This is a genomic window from Mycolicibacterium chitae (genome assembly GCF_900637205.1).
In the GTDB taxonomy this organism is placed as follows: Bacteria; Actinomycetota; Actinomycetes; order Mycobacteriales; family Mycobacteriaceae; genus Mycobacterium; species Mycobacterium chitae.
Map to the genome: position 1 here is coordinate 886,551 of NZ_LR134355.1, position 15,369 is coordinate 901,919.

Annotated in this window: 16 protein-coding genes; 9 read left to right on the forward strand and 7 right to left on the reverse strand. The window is 68.7% G+C overall.

Annotated features, from left to right (window positions below):
• Position 1: 1 nt before the first annotated feature.
• The 3 genes from EL338_RS04245 to EL338_RS04255 are packed head-to-tail and all read right to left on the reverse strand — an operon-like array spanning position 2 to position 4,433.
• Positions 2-1,597: an acyl-CoA carboxylase subunit beta gene (locus EL338_RS04245; protein WP_126332588.1), complete on the reverse strand. Its 1,596-nt coding sequence runs from the start codon at positions 1,595-1,597 to the stop codon at positions 2-4.
• Positions 1,594-2,751: an acyl-CoA dehydrogenase family protein gene (locus tag EL338_RS04250; RefSeq protein ID WP_126332589.1), complete on the reverse strand. Its 1,158-nt coding sequence runs from the start codon at positions 2,749-2,751 to the stop codon at positions 1,594-1,596. The genes EL338_RS04245 and EL338_RS04250 overlap by 4 nt, the downstream gene beginning before the upstream one ends.
• Positions 2,748-4,433 (reverse strand): acyclic terpene utilization AtuA family protein, encoded by a 1,686-nt coding sequence (locus tag EL338_RS04255; protein ID WP_126336671.1) that lies wholly within the window; start codon positions 4,431-4,433, stop codon positions 2,748-2,750. Before EL338_RS04255 ends, EL338_RS04250 begins: the two co-directional genes overlap by 4 nt.
• 196 nt (positions 4,434-4,629) lie before the next feature.
• On the opposite strand from EL338_RS04255, the gene rpmF reads away from it, so the two are divergent.
• The 6 genes from rpmF (at position 4,630) to mspA (ending at position 10,423) form a co-directional block, all read left to right on the forward strand.
• Positions 4,630-4,803 carry a 50S ribosomal protein L32 gene (rpmF, locus tag EL338_RS04260; protein ID WP_126332590.1) on the forward strand — a complete coding sequence of 58 codons (174 nt, stop codon included), beginning with the start codon at positions 4,630-4,632 and terminating at the stop codon, positions 4,801-4,803.
• A gap of 62 nt (positions 4,804-4,865) precedes the next feature.
• Entirely contained in the window at positions 4,866-5,552 is a 687-nt protein-coding gene (locus EL338_RS04265) for a response regulator transcription factor (RefSeq protein WP_126332591.1), read from the forward strand.
• Between the two features lie 13 nt (positions 5,553-5,565).
• Positions 5,566-7,083: a sensor histidine kinase gene (locus tag EL338_RS04270; protein WP_126332592.1), complete on the forward strand. Its 1,518-nt coding sequence runs from the start codon at positions 5,566-5,568 to the stop codon at positions 7,081-7,083.
• A gap of 54 nt (positions 7,084-7,137) precedes the next feature.
• The gene (locus EL338_RS04275; RefSeq protein ID WP_126332593.1) at positions 7,138-8,520 is read left to right on the forward strand and encodes a S1C family serine protease; all 1,383 of its coding nucleotides are present in this window, start codon (positions 7,138-7,140) and stop codon (positions 8,518-8,520) included.
• Between the two features lie 71 nt (positions 8,521-8,591).
• On the forward strand, positions 8,592-9,086 hold the full coding sequence (locus EL338_RS04280; protein WP_126332594.1) for a MogA/MoaB family molybdenum cofactor biosynthesis protein: 495 nt from the start codon (positions 8,592-8,594) through the stop codon (positions 9,084-9,086).
• A gap of 704 nt (positions 9,087-9,790) precedes the next feature.
• The gene (gene mspA / locus EL338_RS04285; RefSeq protein ID WP_126332595.1) at positions 9,791-10,423 is read left to right on the forward strand and encodes a porin MspA; all 633 of its coding nucleotides are present in this window, start codon (positions 9,791-9,793) and stop codon (positions 10,421-10,423) included.
• A gap of 64 nt (positions 10,424-10,487) precedes the next feature.
• Here the strand turns inward: mspA and mscL are convergent, their stop codons facing one another.
• Together mscL and EL338_RS04295 are read right to left on the reverse strand one after the other, a co-directional pair.
• Positions 10,488-10,901 carry a large-conductance mechanosensitive channel protein MscL gene (gene mscL, locus EL338_RS04290; RefSeq protein ID WP_126332596.1) on the reverse strand — a complete coding sequence of 138 codons (414 nt, stop codon included), beginning with the start codon at positions 10,899-10,901 and terminating at the stop codon, positions 10,488-10,490.
• 90 nt (positions 10,902-10,991) lie between these two features.
• Positions 10,992-11,654: an SAF domain-containing protein gene (locus EL338_RS04295; protein ID WP_126332597.1), complete on the reverse strand. Its 663-nt coding sequence runs from the start codon at positions 11,652-11,654 to the stop codon at positions 10,992-10,994.
• A 168-nt stretch (positions 11,655-11,822) separates the two neighbouring features.
• On the opposite strand from EL338_RS04295, the gene EL338_RS04300 reads away from it, so the two are divergent.
• Positions 11,823-12,056 carry a hypothetical protein gene (locus tag EL338_RS04300; protein ID WP_126332598.1) on the forward strand — a complete coding sequence of 78 codons (234 nt, stop codon included), beginning with the start codon at positions 11,823-11,825 and terminating at the stop codon, positions 12,054-12,056.
• An 11-nt stretch (positions 12,057-12,067) separates the two neighbouring features.
• Here the strand turns inward: EL338_RS04300 and EL338_RS04305 are convergent, their stop codons facing one another.
• Positions 12,068-12,376: an FmdB family zinc ribbon protein gene (locus tag EL338_RS04305; RefSeq protein WP_126332599.1), complete on the reverse strand. Its 309-nt coding sequence runs from the start codon at positions 12,374-12,376 to the stop codon at positions 12,068-12,070.
• A 98-nt stretch (positions 12,377-12,474) separates the two neighbouring features.
• On the reverse strand, positions 12,475-13,062 hold the full coding sequence (locus tag EL338_RS04310) for a 5-formyltetrahydrofolate cyclo-ligase (RefSeq protein WP_126332600.1): 588 nt from the start codon (positions 13,060-13,062) through the stop codon (positions 12,475-12,477).
• 85 nt (positions 13,063-13,147) lie between these two features.
• On the opposite strand from EL338_RS04310, the gene EL338_RS04315 reads away from it, so the two are divergent.
• Together EL338_RS04315 and glp are read left to right on the forward strand one after the other, a co-directional pair.
• Positions 13,148-14,062 carry a UTP--glucose-1-phosphate uridylyltransferase gene (locus EL338_RS04315; RefSeq protein ID WP_126332601.1) on the forward strand — a complete coding sequence of 305 codons (915 nt, stop codon included), beginning with the start codon at positions 13,148-13,150 and terminating at the stop codon, positions 14,060-14,062.
• Between the two features lie 49 nt (positions 14,063-14,111).
• On the forward strand, positions 14,112-15,356 hold the full coding sequence (glp, locus tag EL338_RS04320; RefSeq protein WP_126332602.1) for a molybdotransferase-like divisome protein Glp: 1,245 nt from the start codon (positions 14,112-14,114) through the stop codon (positions 15,354-15,356).
• The last annotated feature ends 13 nt before the right edge of the window (positions 15,357-15,369 follow it).

The window sequence follows — 15,369 nt, forward strand, 5'->3', positions numbered from 1 at the left end:
GCTACATCCGGAAGACGCCGAAGTTCGACGTCCCCTCGATCGGGCCGCTGGCGATGGCGGACAGGCACATTCCCAGCACCGTGCGGGTGTCGCGCGGGTCGATGACGCCGTCGTCGTACAGCCGACCGGACAGGAACATCGGTAGCGATTCCGCCTCGATCTGGGCCTCGACGGCCGCGCGCAAGGCCGCGTCGGCGTCCTCGTCGACCTGCTGGCCGCGTGCCTGCGCGGCGGCGCGGCTGACGATCGAGAGCACGCCGGCGAGCTGGGTGCCGCCCATCACGGCCGACTTCGCCGAGGGCCAGGCGAACAGGAACCGGGGATCGTAGGCGCGCCCGCACATGCCGTAGTGCCCGGCGCCGTAGGACGCCCCGATCAGCAGCGAGATGTGCGGCACGGTCGAGTTGGACACCGCGTTGATCATCATCGAACCGTGCTTGATCATGCCGCCGGCCTCGTAGTCCTTGCCCACCATGTAGCCGGTGGTGTTGTGCAGGAACAACAGTGGCGTGTCGGAGCGGTTGGCCAGCTGGATGAACTGGGTGGCCTTCTGCGATTCCGCGCTGAACAGCACGCCGCGCGCGTTGGCCAGGATGCCCAGCGGGTATCCGCACACGGTGGCCCACCCGGTGACCAGCGAGCTGCCGTAGAGGGGCTTGAACTCGTCGAAGTCGGAGTCGTCGACGACGCGGGCGATCACCTCGCGCGGGTCGAACGGGATGCGCAGGTCGGCGGGCACGATCCCGATCAGTTCCTCGGCCGCCAGCCGCGGCTCGACGAACGCCCGGGGCTTCGGGCCCTTCTTGGTCCAGTTCAGTCGGGTGACGATGCGCCGGCCGATCCGCAGGGCGTCGAGTTCGTCGACCGCGAAGTAGTCGGCCAGACCCGAGGTGCGGGCGTGCATCTCGGCGCCACCGAGTTCTTCGTCGTCGGATTCTTCCCCGGTGGCCATCTTCACCAGCGGCGGTCCGGCCAGGAACACCTTGGAGCGGTCCTTGATCATCACGACGTGGTCGGACATGCCCGGGATGTAGGCCCCACCGGCGGTCGAATTGCCGAACACCAGCGCGATGGTCGGGATGCCGGCCGCCGACAGTCGGGTCAGGTCGCGGAACAGCCGACCGCCCGGGATGAAGATCTCCTTCTGGGTGGGCAGGTCCGCACCGCCGGATTCCACCAGGGAAATCACCGGTAGCCGGTTCTCGAGCGCGATCTGGTTGGCCCGCAGTGTTTTCCGCAGTGTCCACGGATTGCTGGTGCCGCCCTTCACCGTGGGGTCGTTGGCCACGATCATGCATTCGACGCCCTCGACCACGCCGATGCCGGTGACCACGCTCGCGCCGACCTGGAAATCGCTGCCGTAGGCGGCCAGCGCGCACAGTTCCAGGAACGGCGAGTCCGGATCCACCAGGGCCTCGACCCGCTCCCGTGCCGTGAGCTTTCCGCGGGCCCGGTGCCGGTCGACATACTTGGTCCCGCCGCCGGCGACCGCCTCGGCCAACTGGGCCTCCAGCTCCGCGAGCTTGGCGGTCAGCGCCGCGGCGGCCTCCGAGTACGCCGCCGAGTCGGTGTCCAGCGTGGACGGCAGCACGGTCATGGGAGATATCCAAGCGTCTTGGCGGCCAACCCGGTCAGGATTTCGGTGGTCCCGCCGCCGATTCCCAGGATCCGCATGTCCCGGTATTGGCGTTCGACCTCGGATTCGGCCATATAACCCATCCCGCCGAACAACTGGACAGCCTGGTGGGCCACCCATTCACCGGCCTCCACGGCGGTGTTCTTGGCGAAGCACACCTCGGCGATCAGGTTCGCGGCGTCGGGTCCGCCGGCGACTTGGCGTTCCACGACGTGCCGGGAGTACACCCGCGCGACGTCGACCCGTCGCGCCATCTCCGCCAGCGTGTTCTGCACCGCCTGCCGGGAGATCAGGGGCCGCCCGAAGGTCTCGCGGTCCCGGCACCACGCGACCGTGAGGTCGAGGCAGCGTTGCGCGCTCGAATACGCCTGGGCGGCAAGGCCGATCCGCTCGGAGACGAAGGCCGCGGCGATCTGCAGGAAGCCGCTGTTCTCGGCGCCGATCAGGTTGGCCGCCGGAACCCGGACGTCGGTGTAGGACAGCTCGGCGGTGTCGCTGGAACGCCAGCCCATCTTGTCGAGCCGGCGGGTCACTTGAAAACCGGGTGTGCCCTTCTCCACCACCAGCAGCGAGACGCCGGCGGCCCCCGGCCCGCCGGTGCGCACCGCGGTCACCACGTAGTCCGCGCGCACCCCGGAGGTGATGTAGGTCTTGGCGCCGTTGACGATGAAGTGATCGCCGTCTCGGACGGCGCGCGTGGTCAGGTGCCCGACGTCGGATCCGCCGCCCGGTTCGGTGATGGCCAGCGCGCCGATCTTTTCGCCGCGCAGCGTCGGCCGGACGAACGCGTCGATCAGCCGGACATCTCCGGAGGCCGCCATGTGTGGCACCGCGATGCCGCTGGTGAACAACGACGCGAAAACTCCTCCCGGACAGCCTGATTCGTGCAGCTCCTCGCAGATCACCAGCGCGTCGGCCCCGTCGCCGCCCTCCCCGCCGACCGATTCCGGGAAGCCGGCGCCGAGCAGGCCGGCCTCGGCGGCCTTGCGGTGCAAGTCGCGGGGGAGTTCACCGGCCCGTTCCCAATCGTCGACGTGGGGCAGGATCTCGCGCTCGGCGAACCCGCGCACCGTCTTGCGCAACTGATCGCGCTCGGGGGTGGTCCAGATGCTCACGGCAGCAGCCTTTCGGGGATGTCGAGGTGCCGAGCTCGCAACCATTCACCGAGGCCCTTGGCCTGCGGGTCGAAGCGCGCGGCGTAGGCCACCCCTTCGCCGAGGATGCCCTCGATGACGAAGTTCACCGCATACAGGTTGGGCAGCAGGTGCCGGGTGACGGTGAACTCCGCGGTCTCCGGCAGCAACTGCCGCAGCGCGGGCACCGTCAGGGTGTGGGCCAACCAGCGCCATTGCTCCTCGGTGCGCACCCAGACGCCGATGTTGGCGTTGCCGCCCTTGTCGCCGCTGCGCGCGCCGGCGATGGTGCCCAGCGGCACCCGCCGAGTCCGCCCGTCGGGCAGGGCCTCGGGGAGCGGTGTGTCGTCGACGGGTCGCAGTTCGCGGGTGTCGTCGGCCGCAGGAATGTCGGTGCGGGTGCCGTCGGCATGGACCGCGACGTGGGGCACCTTTCCGGCGGCGACGTAGCCGGGGCGGAACACGCCGTACACCTGACCGTCGCCGGGCGGTGCGGTGACGTGAAAACCCGGGTAGCTGGCCAACGCGAGTTCGATTCCGGCGCTGGTGAATTGCCGTCCCACCTTGGCAGGGTCGGCGTCGCGGACGGTGCAGTGCAGCAGCGCGCTCGCGGTCTCCTCGGTGTCGGCGTCGGGATGGTCGGTGCGGGCCAGGTTCCACTGCAACTCCGCGGGCCGGGTCGGCAACGCCGCCTCCAGTTGGCGGCGCACCAACGCGGCCTTGGCCTCGATGTCCAGCCCGGTCAGGACGAAGGTCACGGTGTTGCGGAAGCCGCCGATGCTGTTCAGCGACACCTTGAGGGTGGGCGGCGGCGGCTCGCCCACCGCGCCGGTGATCGCGACCCGGTCTGTTCCCTGCTCGGTGAGCCGCACGCTGTCCATCCGCGCGGTCACGTCCGGGTTGGCGTAGCGACCGTCGGTGATCTCGTAGAGCAGTTGGCTGGTGACGGTGCCGACGCTGACCTGCCCGCCGGTGCCGGGGTGCTTGGTGATCACCGCGGAACCGTCGTCGTGCACCTCGGCCAGCGGGAAACCGGGGTGGGTGAGGTCGGCCACCTCGGTGAAGAACGCGTAGTTGCCGCCGGTGGCCTGGATGCCGCACTCGATGACGTGCCCGGCGATCACCGCGCCGGCGAGTCTGTCGTAGTCGGTGCGGCGCCAGCCGAAGTGCGCCGCGGCGGGGCCGACGATCACCGAGGCGTCGGTGACGCGCCCGGTCACGACGACGTCTGCCCCCGACTGCAGGCAGTCCACGATGCCCCAGGCGCCCAGATACGCGTTGGCGGTGAGCACATCGCCGAAGCCGAGGTCGGCGGCGCGACCCAGCAGGTCATCGCCCTCGACATGCGCGACGCGGACACCGAGGCCGAGTTTGTCGGACAGGGCGCGCACGGCGGCGGCCAGGCCGGCCGGGTTCAGGCCGCCCGCGTTGGCGACGATGCGCACGCCCTTGTCCTGGGCCAGCCCCAGGCAGTCCTCGAGTTGGCGCAGGAAGGTCTTGGCGTAGCCGCCCTCGGGGTTCTTCATCCGGTCGCGTCCGAGGATGAGCATGGTCAACTCGGCCAGATAGTCACCGGTCAGGTAGTCCAGCTCGCCGCCCTCGAGCATCTCCCGCATGGCCGCGAGGCGGTCGCCGTAGAAACCCGAGCAGTTGCCGATGCGCACCGCACCCGTCACGCGCACTCCTCACCCTCGCCGGCCACCTCGGCACGTTACCCGGTACCGCCGGTCCCGGGTCAAGAGATGAGGGACATCTTGATTTGGGGCGCACGCAGGTCACCCGCTATCCTGATCAGCAACTGTCGTCGCTGGGTTTGCGCGACTGACCTTCGGGTCCCCAAAAGCTAAGGAGATGCACGTCATGGCCGTGCCCAAACGGAGAATGTCGCGCTCGAACACCCGCAGCCGTCGCGCGCAGTGGAAGACCGAGGCCACCGGCCTGGTCAACGTCACTGTCGCAGGTCAGCAGCACAAGGTGCCGCGGCGCCTGCTCAAGGCCGCCCGCCTGGGTCTGGTCGATCTCGACAAGCGCTGACCTGAACCCGCCGCGGCGCGCCTCTCAGCCTGGTCTCAGGCGTTGGGATAACACTGGTTGCTGTGCGGATTCTTGTCGTTGATGATGATCGCGCCGTCCGCGAGTCCCTGCGCAGGTCCCTAACTTTCAACGGGTACTCCGTGAGCCTGGCCGAGGACGGCGTCGAGGCGCTGAACGCCATTGCCGAGGATCGCCCGGACGCGGTGATCCTCGATGTGATGATGCCCAGGCTCGACGGCCTGGAGGTCTGTCGGCAACTGCGCAGCTCGGGCGACGATCTGCCGATCCTGGTGCTGACCGCCCGCGATTCGGTGTCCGAACGCGTGGCGGGGCTCGACGCCGGCGCCGACGATTATTTGCCCAAACCCTTCGCGCTGGAGGAACTGCTCGCGCGGATGCGGGCCCTGCTGCGCCGCACCACCGGCGACGACCAGGCCGACTCGATGGCGATGACGTTCGCCGATCTGACCCTGGACCCCGCCACCCGCGACGTCACCCGCGGTGATCGGCACATCAGCCTGACCCGCACCGAGTTCGCGCTGCTGGAGATGCTGATCGCGAACCCGAGGCGGGTGTTGACCCGCAGCCGCATCCTCGAGGAGGTCTGGGGATTCGACTTCCCGACCTCGGGCAACGCCCTCGAGGTGTATGTCGGCTACCTGCGACGCAAGACCGAGGCAGAAGGGGAGTCACGGCTGATCCACACCGTGCGCGGGGTGGGTTACGTGCTGCGCGAGACGCCGCCGTGACGCTGAGGTTCTGATGGCGTTGTTGCAACCCCAGCCGCTCAAGCGGCCCCCGCTCCGGGCCACAACATCGCTGTCGCTGCGGTGGCGGGTGATGTTGCTGGCCATGTCCATGGTGGCGATGGTCGTGGTCCTGATGGCGGTCGCGGTCTACGCGGTGGTCGCCGCGGCGCTGTACGACGACATCGACAACCAGTTGCAGAGCCGGGCCCAATTGTTGATCGCCAGCGGGTCATTGGCCGCCGATCCCGGGAAGGCCATCGAAGGCACGGCGTACTCCGACGTCAACGCGATGCTGATCAACCCGGGCCGCTCGATCTACACCGCGAACCAGGAAGGGCAGACGCTGCCGATCGGTGCCACCGAAAAGGCCGTCATCCGCGGTGAGCTGTTCATGTCCCGTCGCACCGCGGCCGACCAGCGGATCCTGGCGGTGCATCTGCCCAACGGCAGCACGCTGCTGATCTCCAAGAGCTTGGCGCCCACCGACGCGGTGATGAGCAAGCTGCGATGGGTCCTGCTCGTGGTCGGCGGCATCGGCGTTGCGGTGGCGGCGATTTCGGGCGGCATCGTCATTCGCACCGGATTGCGTCCGGTCGCCCGGCTCACCGAAGCCGCCGAACGAGTGGCGCGCACCGACGACCTGCGGCCCATCCCGGTGTTCGGCAGCGACGAACTGGCGCGCTTGACCGAGGCGTTCAACACGATGCTGCGCGCGCTCACCGAATCCCGCGAGCGACAGGGCCGACTGGTGGCCGACGCCGGCCACGAACTGCGGACGCCGCTGACGTCACTGCGCACCAACGTCGAGTTGCTCATCGCGGCACAGCAGCCCGGTGCGCCGCCGCTGCCGGAGTCGGAGATGGCCGATCTGCGCACGGACGTCATCGGTCAGATCGAGGAATTGTCGACCCTGGTCGGCGATCTCGTGGACCTCACCCGCGACGACGCCGGCGGGGTGGTCCACGAGGCGGTCGACATGACCGAGGTGGTGGACCGGTGCCTCGAGCGGGTTCGTCGGCGCCGCAACGACATCGAGTTCGACGTCGACGTCGCCCCGTGGCAGGTCTACGGCGACGCGGCGGGACTGTCCCGCGCGGTGCTCAACCTGCTCGACAACGCCGCCAAGTGGAGCCCGTCCGGCGGCCGGGTGGGACTGAAGCTCACACAGCTGGACCCCGCGCACGCCGAACTGGTGGTGTCCGACCGGGGGCCGGGCATTCCGGTGGCCGATCGACATCTGGTGTTCGAGCGGTTCTACCGGTCCCCGGAGGCGCGGGCCATGCCCGGTTCCGGTCTCGGCCTGGCGATCGTGAAACACGTTGTGCTCAAACACGGCGGTGCGCTGCGCGTCGAGGACACCGTCCCGGGCGGCGATCCGCCGGGTACCGCCATCTACGTGCTGCTGCCCGGCGCGCCACTGCCGCCCGTGTCACACCACGATCTGCACAGTGGTGGCGAGCACAATGGGAACGAATCACCAGCGCAGCAGAGTGTTATCTCAGTGGATTCTCAGTCGACACGGGCAAAGTAGGGGACAGCCGGTCATTGTGACCGCGCTTTGACTTGAAGGACAAGCACAGGACACATGACGAACGACCCGAGGTACTCGCCGCACCAGCACGGCCAGCACGGACCGCGTGCCGTCGGGGAACCGCATGCGCCGCAACCATATCCGGGCGCGTACCAGCAGGGCTACGACTGGCGCTACGCCACGCAGCAGAGCGCGCAGCAGCCGCGCCCACCGTACGGCCCCTACCGGCCCGGTCCGCAGGCGCCGGTACCGCGCCCGGCAAAGCCTCGGAGCGGTTCCCGCACAGCGGCTTTGGCAGTCGGCGCATTGGCCATCGCGGCGGTCTCGGCGGGAATCGGTGGCGGCGTGGCACTTCTGGCCCAGCCCGACGAGCAGACGTCGTCAACCATGACGACGGTGACCGGCGCCGCCCCGAGTGTGCCGGCCGCCAACGTGCCCGCGGGTTCCATCGAGCAGGTGGCCATGAAGGTCGTCCCCAGCGTCGTGAAGCTCGAGACCAGCCTGGGCCGGGCGAACGAGGAGGGTTCGGGGGTGGTCCTGACCTCGGACGGCTTGATCCTCACCAACAATCACGTGGTGTCGGCCGCGGCGAACAGCCCGGTGCCCGGCCCCGGCGCGGCGCCGCTGGACCCCGACCGCCCGCAGATCCCGCGCAACCGCGGAAACGCCAAGCCCACCACCACCGTCACGTTCGCCGACGGCAGTACCGCGCCCTTCACGGTCGTCGGTACCGATCCGCTCAGCGACATCGCGGTGGTGCGCGCCGAAGGCGTGTCCGACCTGACGCCGATCACCATCGGATCCTCGGCCGACCTCAAGGTGGGGCAGTACGTCGTCGCGATCGGCTCACCGCTGGGCCTGGAGGGCACCGTCACCACGGGCATCGTCAGCGCGCTGAACCGCCCGGTCTCGACCGCCGGCGACACCAACAACCAGAACACCGTGCTGGACGCCATCCAGACCGACGCGGCGATCAACCCGGGGAACTCCGGGGGCGCGCTGGTCAACATGAACGGCGAACTGGTGGGCATCAACTCGGCGATCGCGACGCTGGGCGGCGACGCCGTCGGCGGCCCCAAGGGCGGATCCATCGGACTCGGCTTCGCCATCCCGGTGGACCAGGCCAAGCGGATCGCCGACGAGCTGATCAGCTCCGGTAAGGCCTCACGCGCGTCGCTGGGTGTCCAGGTCAGCAACGACACCACGTCCAACGGCGCCAAGATCGTCGAGGTCACCGAGGGTGGCGCCGCGGCGGCCGCGGGGCTGCCCAGCGGCGCCGTGGTGATCAAGGTGGACGACCGCGTCATCGCCAGTGCGGATGCCCTGGTGGCGGCCGTGCGGTCCAAGGCGCCCGGCGACACCATCACGGTGAGCTATCTGGACGAGGGTGGCAAACCGGGATCGGTGCAGGTCACCTTGGGCGAGGCGGGCCAGTGACGAGGCAGCTGCCGCCGTTGTTGACCGATCCCGTCATCCCGCTGTCCGCAGCCGGATATACGGTGACAGCTATGGAACAGCCTGTGGAGCTGGTGGGTAGGGCGCTGGTGGTGGTCGTGGACGACCGGACCGCGCATGGCGAGGAGGACCACAGCGGGCCGTTGGTCACCGAGTTGCTCAACGAGGCCGGGTTCGTCGTCGACGGCGTCGTGGTGGTCGCCGCCGACGAGGTGGAGATCCGGAACGCCCTGAACACGGCCGTGATCGGCGGTGTCGATCTGGTGGTGTCCGTGGGCGGCACGGGGGTCACCCCGCGCGATGTCACGCCCGAGGCCACCCTGGACATCCTGGACCGCGAATTGCTCGGGATCGCCGAAGCGCTGCGCGGCTCGGGGCTTTCCGCGGGCATCTCGGACGCCGGGGTGTCCCGCGGCCTGGCCGGGATCTCGGGCAGCACCCTGGTGGTCAACCTGCCGGGCTCACGCGCCGCGGTGCGCGACGGCATGGCAACGCTGAACCCGCTGGCCGCTCACGTCATCGGGCAGCTGTCGAGCTTGGAGATCTGAACACGTTTTCGAGCAAACGCAATTCGTTCGGCCGACACGCCGGGGGTGTACTCACCCCCGGCGTTTGCTTTTCTCGTAACGGTTGTGGTCCCGTGTGCATGTATTGCGTTACGTGCACGTGAACAGGGAAAATAGGCGACGTGTGATCTTCATCACACAACGGGAGGGACTGTGTCAGGTTCGTCACCCCGAGACCGGAATACAGTTAACAAGATCTTCGGTATTGAAATTCCGCAGGAGTCCTCGGATGAGCGCGATCCGGACGGCGCGCGCGACGAAGGCGACCGTGATCAGTGGCTGCGCGACAACGTCCCGCCGCATCATTCCTGACCGCTTTTTACCTGCTTCACTAGGCACTAAGGGTCGCCTAAGTCGGCGCACGTCCAAGAAAGTTCTGGCGTAGTGCCGCGTACCACAGCTGCGCCGTACATGCAGGTCGGAACATGTGTTGTCAACACGGGGAATTCTCCAGCAAACTTTGGGCACTCTCTGTCGTGCCCTGATCGCGGGTCGCTTCGCGTTGCCGGGTAGTGCCCACCCCGTTATGTTCCTCGTGTCGCAAACGATGAGCGAAACGTAAGAGTGGTCTGTGGGACATCTCATTGACCCTCTCTTATGTGGCGGCTGGTGACACGACGTGCCATCGGCTGCGAACACCCCTTCGGTGAGCCCCCCGGATCACCGCTGACACAGCTAGGGAGAACATGAAGGTATTCAGTCGAGTGCTGGTGGCGATCCTCGCCGCATTCGCCACGATGTTCGTGAGCACGGGCACCTCACATGCTGGCTTGGACAATGAGCTGAGCGTCGTGGACGGTCAGGGCCGCACCCTGACGATCCAGCAGTGGGACACCTTCCTCAACGGTGTGTTCCCCCTCGACCGCAACCGGTTGACCCGCGAGTGGTTCCACTCCGGCAAGGCCTCCTACAACGTCGCCGGCGAGGGTGCCGACGAGTTCGAGGGTGTCCTGGAACTCGGTTACCAGGTCGGCTTCCCCTGGTCGCTGGGTGTGGGCATCAACTTCAGCTACACCACCCCGAACATCGCGTTCGACGGCCTCGAGGGCGGCGGCCCGTTCGGATTCGACGGCATCGTGACCCCGCCGCTGTTCCCGGGTGTGTCGATCTCCGCTGACCTGGGCAACGGCCCCGGCATCCAGGAAGTGGCCACCTTCTCGGTGGACGTCGCGGGTGAGGCCGGCGCGGTGGTCGTCTCCAACGCACACGGCACCGTGACCGGTGCTGCCGGCGGTGTGCTGCTGCGTCCGTTCGCCCGGTTGATCTCCTCGACCGGCGACAGCGTCACCACCTATGGCGAGCCCTGGAACATGAACTGACATTCGCTCACAGAAATCGCCCCCCGGCATCCGTGCCGGGGGGCGATTTCCGTTGGGGGGGTCGTTACTGCGGGGCGCCGTGCCGACCGGAGGTGGAACCATTGGCGTTCTGCTGCAACAGGTCTCGGATCTCGGTGAGCAGCGTGAGCTCGGTGTCTTCCTCGTCGACCTCGGCGTCGCGTTCCTTGAGCTTCTTGTACGGCAGCACGATCACGAAGTACAGCACCAACGCCACCAGCAGGAAGTTGATGGCCGCCGACAGCACGGCGTTCAAATCGATGAACTGCTCGCCACCGAGCGGGATGCGCAGGATCCCGTAGGGCTCCTCGGGGTTGGCCCCGATCCGGTCGATGAGCGGCTGGACCACGCTGTCGGTGAATGCGGTCACCAACCCGGTGAACGCCGCGCCGATGACAACGGCGACCGCAAGGTCGATCACGTTGCCACGCGATATGAACTCCTTGAACCCCTTCAACATAGGGACAGACCTTTCTCACGATGGCGTGTTTGGCATCGCCAAAGGTAGTCCTGTTTGCCACGAGAAGTGCGCCATCGGCGTAGAACAGCTTCAGTGCAGGGTCAGCGTCAACGCCTGGGTCAGCGCGGCGCCCGCGACGTTGTTTGCCGCGGGCGCGGGCAGTGCGACCAGGACCACCCGGTCGTTGGCCCCCGTCGCCGCCTTCGGTCGAGCCGAGACCAGCACCACCACGGCATCGGTGGCGACCACGCGGGGCTGGGCGTCCGGCTCGGAATCCGGGGCCGCCAGGATGTCGACGACGTCGCCGCCGCGGATCACGTCGAGCACCGCGTTGTCGGCCAATTGCACCGGCACGATGCGGGCGTCGGCACCCGCCGTCCGCTCCGCCAGGCGCGAACCCAACAACCGAACGTCGGTCAGCACCTCGCCCCGGCGCACCGGGCCGGCCACCGTCGCGCCCTCCACCGCGGCGAGATCGCCCTGAGCGCCGTCGGGAAGGGTGGCGGCCAGTTGGTGCTCGACGCGCACGTCGGTGGCCGTCAGCGCGACCCCAGGCGCCAGGTCGTGCGCGGCCACCAGCACGGCCGCCCGGTCGCCGTCGGGATTGGCGCGCAGGGCCGAGGCTCCGGCGAGCAGGACTAGGGCGCCCGCGGCGATGCGACGGGCCCGCACGGTGTGGACCCACTCCGGCTGCAGGGCTTGGCGCAACCGGGTCAGCGCGGTCGGATCCAGCGACGAACCACCCGAGGCCATGACCGCACACTAAGCGGCCGCGACCCAGGTGTTGTGCGCGCGAACGTCAGGCTGTGGATAAGCCGCGAGGTTGCGTACAGAGCGCTTGCCCGGCGCGCGGATCGGCCAGCCCGCTCGTAGCTTCTACTGGTGCAGGCCTTCCAATTTCGATCAGTCAGGAGCCATCAGATGCGAACAATCGGTGTTGCCGGGCTCGCGGCGGCCGCGGCGATCGCGGCTCTCATCGGGTTGGGTGGGATGGCGCACGCCGAGACGGCCCATCCCAAGAAACATCAGTCCGAGATCATGTCGACGCAAGGAATCGTGCGCGGGTCGTTCAAGGCGGTCCCGCGCGACTTGGCGCTCGATCGCGTGGGCGGCGTCAACGCCGGCGATGAGTGCACCAACGACTCAGTGTGCTGAGCCGTCGCCGGTCAGCTGGCGGCGGAAGCCGGGGCCGACGACGAACTCTTGTCGCTCGACCCGCTCGAGGACTTCTCCGACGACGAGGACGGGGACGAGGAGTCGGACGACTTCTCGCTCTTGACCGAGGAGTTCTTGCCGGATTCGCGGCTGTCGGTGCGGTAGAAGCCGCTGCCCTTGAACACCACGCCGACGGAGTTGAACAACTTCCGCAGCCGGCCCTCGCACTTGGTGCAGCTGGTCAGGGCGTCGTCCGTGAAGGCCTGCACCGCGTCGAAACGATCACCGCAGTCGGTACACGCGTAGCTGTAGGTGGGCACCAAAACCTCCAGGAAATGATAAGGACCGTTAGCACTCTACCGTCTCAAGTGCTAGAACCGCTATGTGGCGTTCCCCATTCCCGCGGGGCCTGCCGCGCTCAGAGCGGCCGCACACCGTGCGCCGGCGTGAGGACGTGCGTCATCGGCACGTCGTGTGGCTGGGCGGGTAACTCGTCGACGAACTCGTCGTCGCGCACGATGGCCAACAGCGCCGCCGACGCCCCGCGCAGCGGCAGCGAGCGGTCATAGAAGCCGGCGCCCCGGCCCAGCCGTGTCCCGCGCCGATCCACCGCCAGCGCCGGCACGATCACCACGTCGGCCTCGCTGATCGCCTCGGCCGGCAGCCGCGCGCCGATGGGTTCCAGCAGGCCGAAGTCGGCTTGGGCCAGTTCGCCCGGGACGTAGCGCGCCCAGCGCAGCGGCAGTGGGGTGCGCTCCGGTCCCGCGGTGATCGTCAGCGGCAACAACACCCGCAGGCCCGCGCCGTCCAGCGCGTCGAGCATGGCCGGCGACCCGGGTTCGGTGCCCACCGGAACGTAGGCGCAGACGGTCCGGGCGCGCGCGGGCAACCAGCCGAGCAGCGCCGACGTCACGGCCTCGGCCTCGGCGGCCCGTTGCTGGGCGGGCAGCGCCTTGCGGGCGGCGATCAGCCGGGTGCGCAGTTCTGCCTTCGCGTCGGGGGTCACAGCGTCCACAATGACAGGTAGTCAAAACGGGGGACGAGCAGCGCCATACTGAGCGGTGAACGTGTATCTAGTTAGGGTGATGACCATGTCTGAGGGGCCTGACGTACCGATCCCGCATACGGCAATCGTGCCTGCGGCGGGTTTGGGCACCCGTTTCCTGCCCGCCACCAAGACCGTGCCCAAGGAACTGTTGCCGGTGGTGGACACCCCGGGGATCGAACTGGTGGCCGCCGAGGCCGCATCGGCCGGCGCCGAACGGTTGGTGATCGTCACCTCCGAGGGCAAGGACAGCGTGGTCGCGCACTTCGTGGAGGACCTGGTCCTGGAGGGCACCCTCGAGGCCCGCGGCAAGCAGGTGATGCTGGAGAAGGTGCGGCGCGCGCCCGCGTTGATCAAGGTCGAATCGGTGGTGCAGGCCGAACCCCTGGGGCTCGGACACGCCGTGGCCTGCGTCGAGTCGGTCCTGCTGCCCGACGAGGACGCCGTCGCGGTGCTGCTGCCCGACGACCTGGTGCTGCCCACCGGGGTGCTCGAGACCATGTCCAAGGTGCGGGCCAAGCGCGGCGGTTCGGTGCTGTGCGCCATCGAGGTACCCCCCGACGAGATCAGCGCCTACGGCGTCTTCGACGTGGAGGCCGTCCCGGATGCGGCCAACCCCAACGTTCTGCGCGTCAAGGGCATGGTGGAAAAGCCCGACGCCGCCGACGCCCCGTCGCCGTACGCCGCGGCCGGCCGCTACGTCCTGGACCGCGCGATCTTCGACGCGCTGCGCCGCATCGACCGCGGGGTGGGCGGCGAGATTCAGCTCACCGACGCGATCTCGATGTTGATCGACGAGGGCCACCCGGTGCATGTGGTCGTGCACCGTGGGTCTAGACACGACTTGGGAAATCCCGGCGGCTACCTCAAGGCTGCGGTTGACTTTGCCTTGGATCGTGACGACTACGGCCCGGAACTGCGTAGCTGGTTGGTTGAGCGGTTGGGCCTGACCGAGCAGTAGTTGGCCGTCGGCTCGACAGAATCCGGGCCGTACGGCGGAAAGGCGCATAGTGCGTTCGGTTGAAGAGCAGCAGGCCAGAGTGCAGGCCGCAGCTGTGGCACCCCGTCCTGTCCGAGTGGCGATCGCCGAGGCGCAGGGGTTGATGTGTGCCGAGGAAGTGGTGACCGAGCGGCCGCTGCCCGGCTTCGACCAGGCCGCCATCGACGGATACGCGGTGCGCAGCGTCGACGTGTTGGGTGTCGGCGACGAGTCCGGCCACGGGCAACTGAGCCTGCCGGTGATGGGCGTGATCGAGGCCGGGACGCGAACCCCGAGCCGGTTGCAGCCGCGCCAGGCCGCCCGGGTGCAGACCGGTGCGCCCATGCCGACGTTGGCCGATGCGGTGCTGCCGCTGCGGTGGACCGACGGCGGGCAGGCCAAGGTGCGGGTGTTGCGCGGCGTGCGCTCCGGTGCCTACGTCCGGCGCACCGGCGACGACGTGCAGCCCGGCGATGTCGCGGTGCGCGCCGGCACGATCATCGGCGCGGCGCAGGTCGGCCTGCTGGCGGCGGTGGGCCGCGAACGGGTCCTGGTGCATCCGCGGCCGCGGCTGTCGGTGCTCTCGGTCGGCGGCGAGCTGGTGGACATCTCCCGCACCCCGGGCAACGGGCAGGTCTACGACGTCAATTCGTATGCCCTGGCCGCGGCCGGTCGCGATGCGGGCGCCGAGGTCAACCGCGTCGGCATCGTCGACAGCCACCCGGAGAAGCTGCGCGAGGTGGTCGAGGGGCAACTGAGCCGTTCGGAGATCGTGGTGATCGCGGGCGCGGTCGGCGGCGCGGCCGCCGAGGGTGTGCGCGCGGTGCTGTCGGAGCTGGGGGAGATGGAGGTGTCGCGCATCGCGATGCATCCCGGTTCCGTGCAGGGCTTCGGCCAGCTGGGCAACGAGGGCGTCCCGGTGTTCCTGCTGCCGGCGAATCCGGTGTCCGCGCTGGTGGTCTTCGAGGTCATGGTGCGTCCGCTGATCCGGTTGTCGCTGGGCAAGCGGCAACCGATGCGGCGCGTGGTGCAGGCGCGCACCCTGGCGCCGATCTCGTCGGTGCCGGGGCGGAAGGGTTTCCTGCGCGGGCAGCTGATGCGCGATCAGGACACCGGCGAGTACCTGGTGCAGGCGCTCGGCGGGGCCCCCGGGGTGTCGTCGCATCTGCTGGCGACCCTGGCCGAGGCGAACTGCCTGGTGCAGGTTCCCAGCGAGGCCGAGGAGATCCGCACCGGCGAAGTGGTCGACGTCGCATTCCTCGCCCAGCGCGGTTGAGTTGTCCCGCTTC

What these genes read in the sequence shown, in the direction of transcription:
- EL338_RS04275 (WP_126332593.1), top strand. Translation starts at nt 7,138, where the DNA reads ATGACGAACGACCCGAGGTACTCGCCGCACCAGCACGGCCAGCACGGA.
- EL338_RS04300 (WP_126332598.1), top strand. Translation starts at nt 11,823, where the DNA reads ATGCGAACAATCGGTGTTGCCGGGCTCGCGGCGGCCGCGGCGATCGCG.
- EL338_RS04270 (WP_126332592.1), top strand. Translation starts at nt 5,566, where the DNA reads ATGGCGTTGTTGCAACCCCAGCCGCTCAAGCGGCCCCCGCTCCGGGCC.
- EL338_RS04295 (WP_126332597.1), bottom strand. Translation starts at nt 11,654, where the DNA reads ATGGCCTCGGGTGGTTCGTCGCTGGATCCGACCGCGCTGACCCGGTTG.
- mspA (WP_126332595.1), top strand. Translation starts at nt 9,791, where the DNA reads ATGAAGGTATTCAGTCGAGTGCTGGTGGCGATCCTCGCCGCATTCGCC.
- rpmF (WP_126332590.1), top strand. Translation starts at nt 4,630, where the DNA reads ATGGCCGTGCCCAAACGGAGAATGTCGCGCTCGAACACCCGCAGCCGT.
- EL338_RS04315 (WP_126332601.1), top strand. Translation starts at nt 13,148, where the DNA reads ATGTCTGAGGGGCCTGACGTACCGATCCCGCATACGGCAATCGTGCCT.
- mscL (WP_126332596.1), bottom strand. Translation starts at nt 10,901, where the DNA reads ATGTTGAAGGGGTTCAAGGAGTTCATATCGCGTGGCAACGTGATCGAC.
- EL338_RS04245 (WP_126332588.1), bottom strand. Translation starts at nt 1,597, where the DNA reads ATGACCGTGCTGCCGTCCACGCTGGACACCGACTCGGCGGCGTACTCG.
- EL338_RS04280 (WP_126332594.1), top strand. Translation starts at nt 8,592, where the DNA reads ATGGAACAGCCTGTGGAGCTGGTGGGTAGGGCGCTGGTGGTGGTCGTG.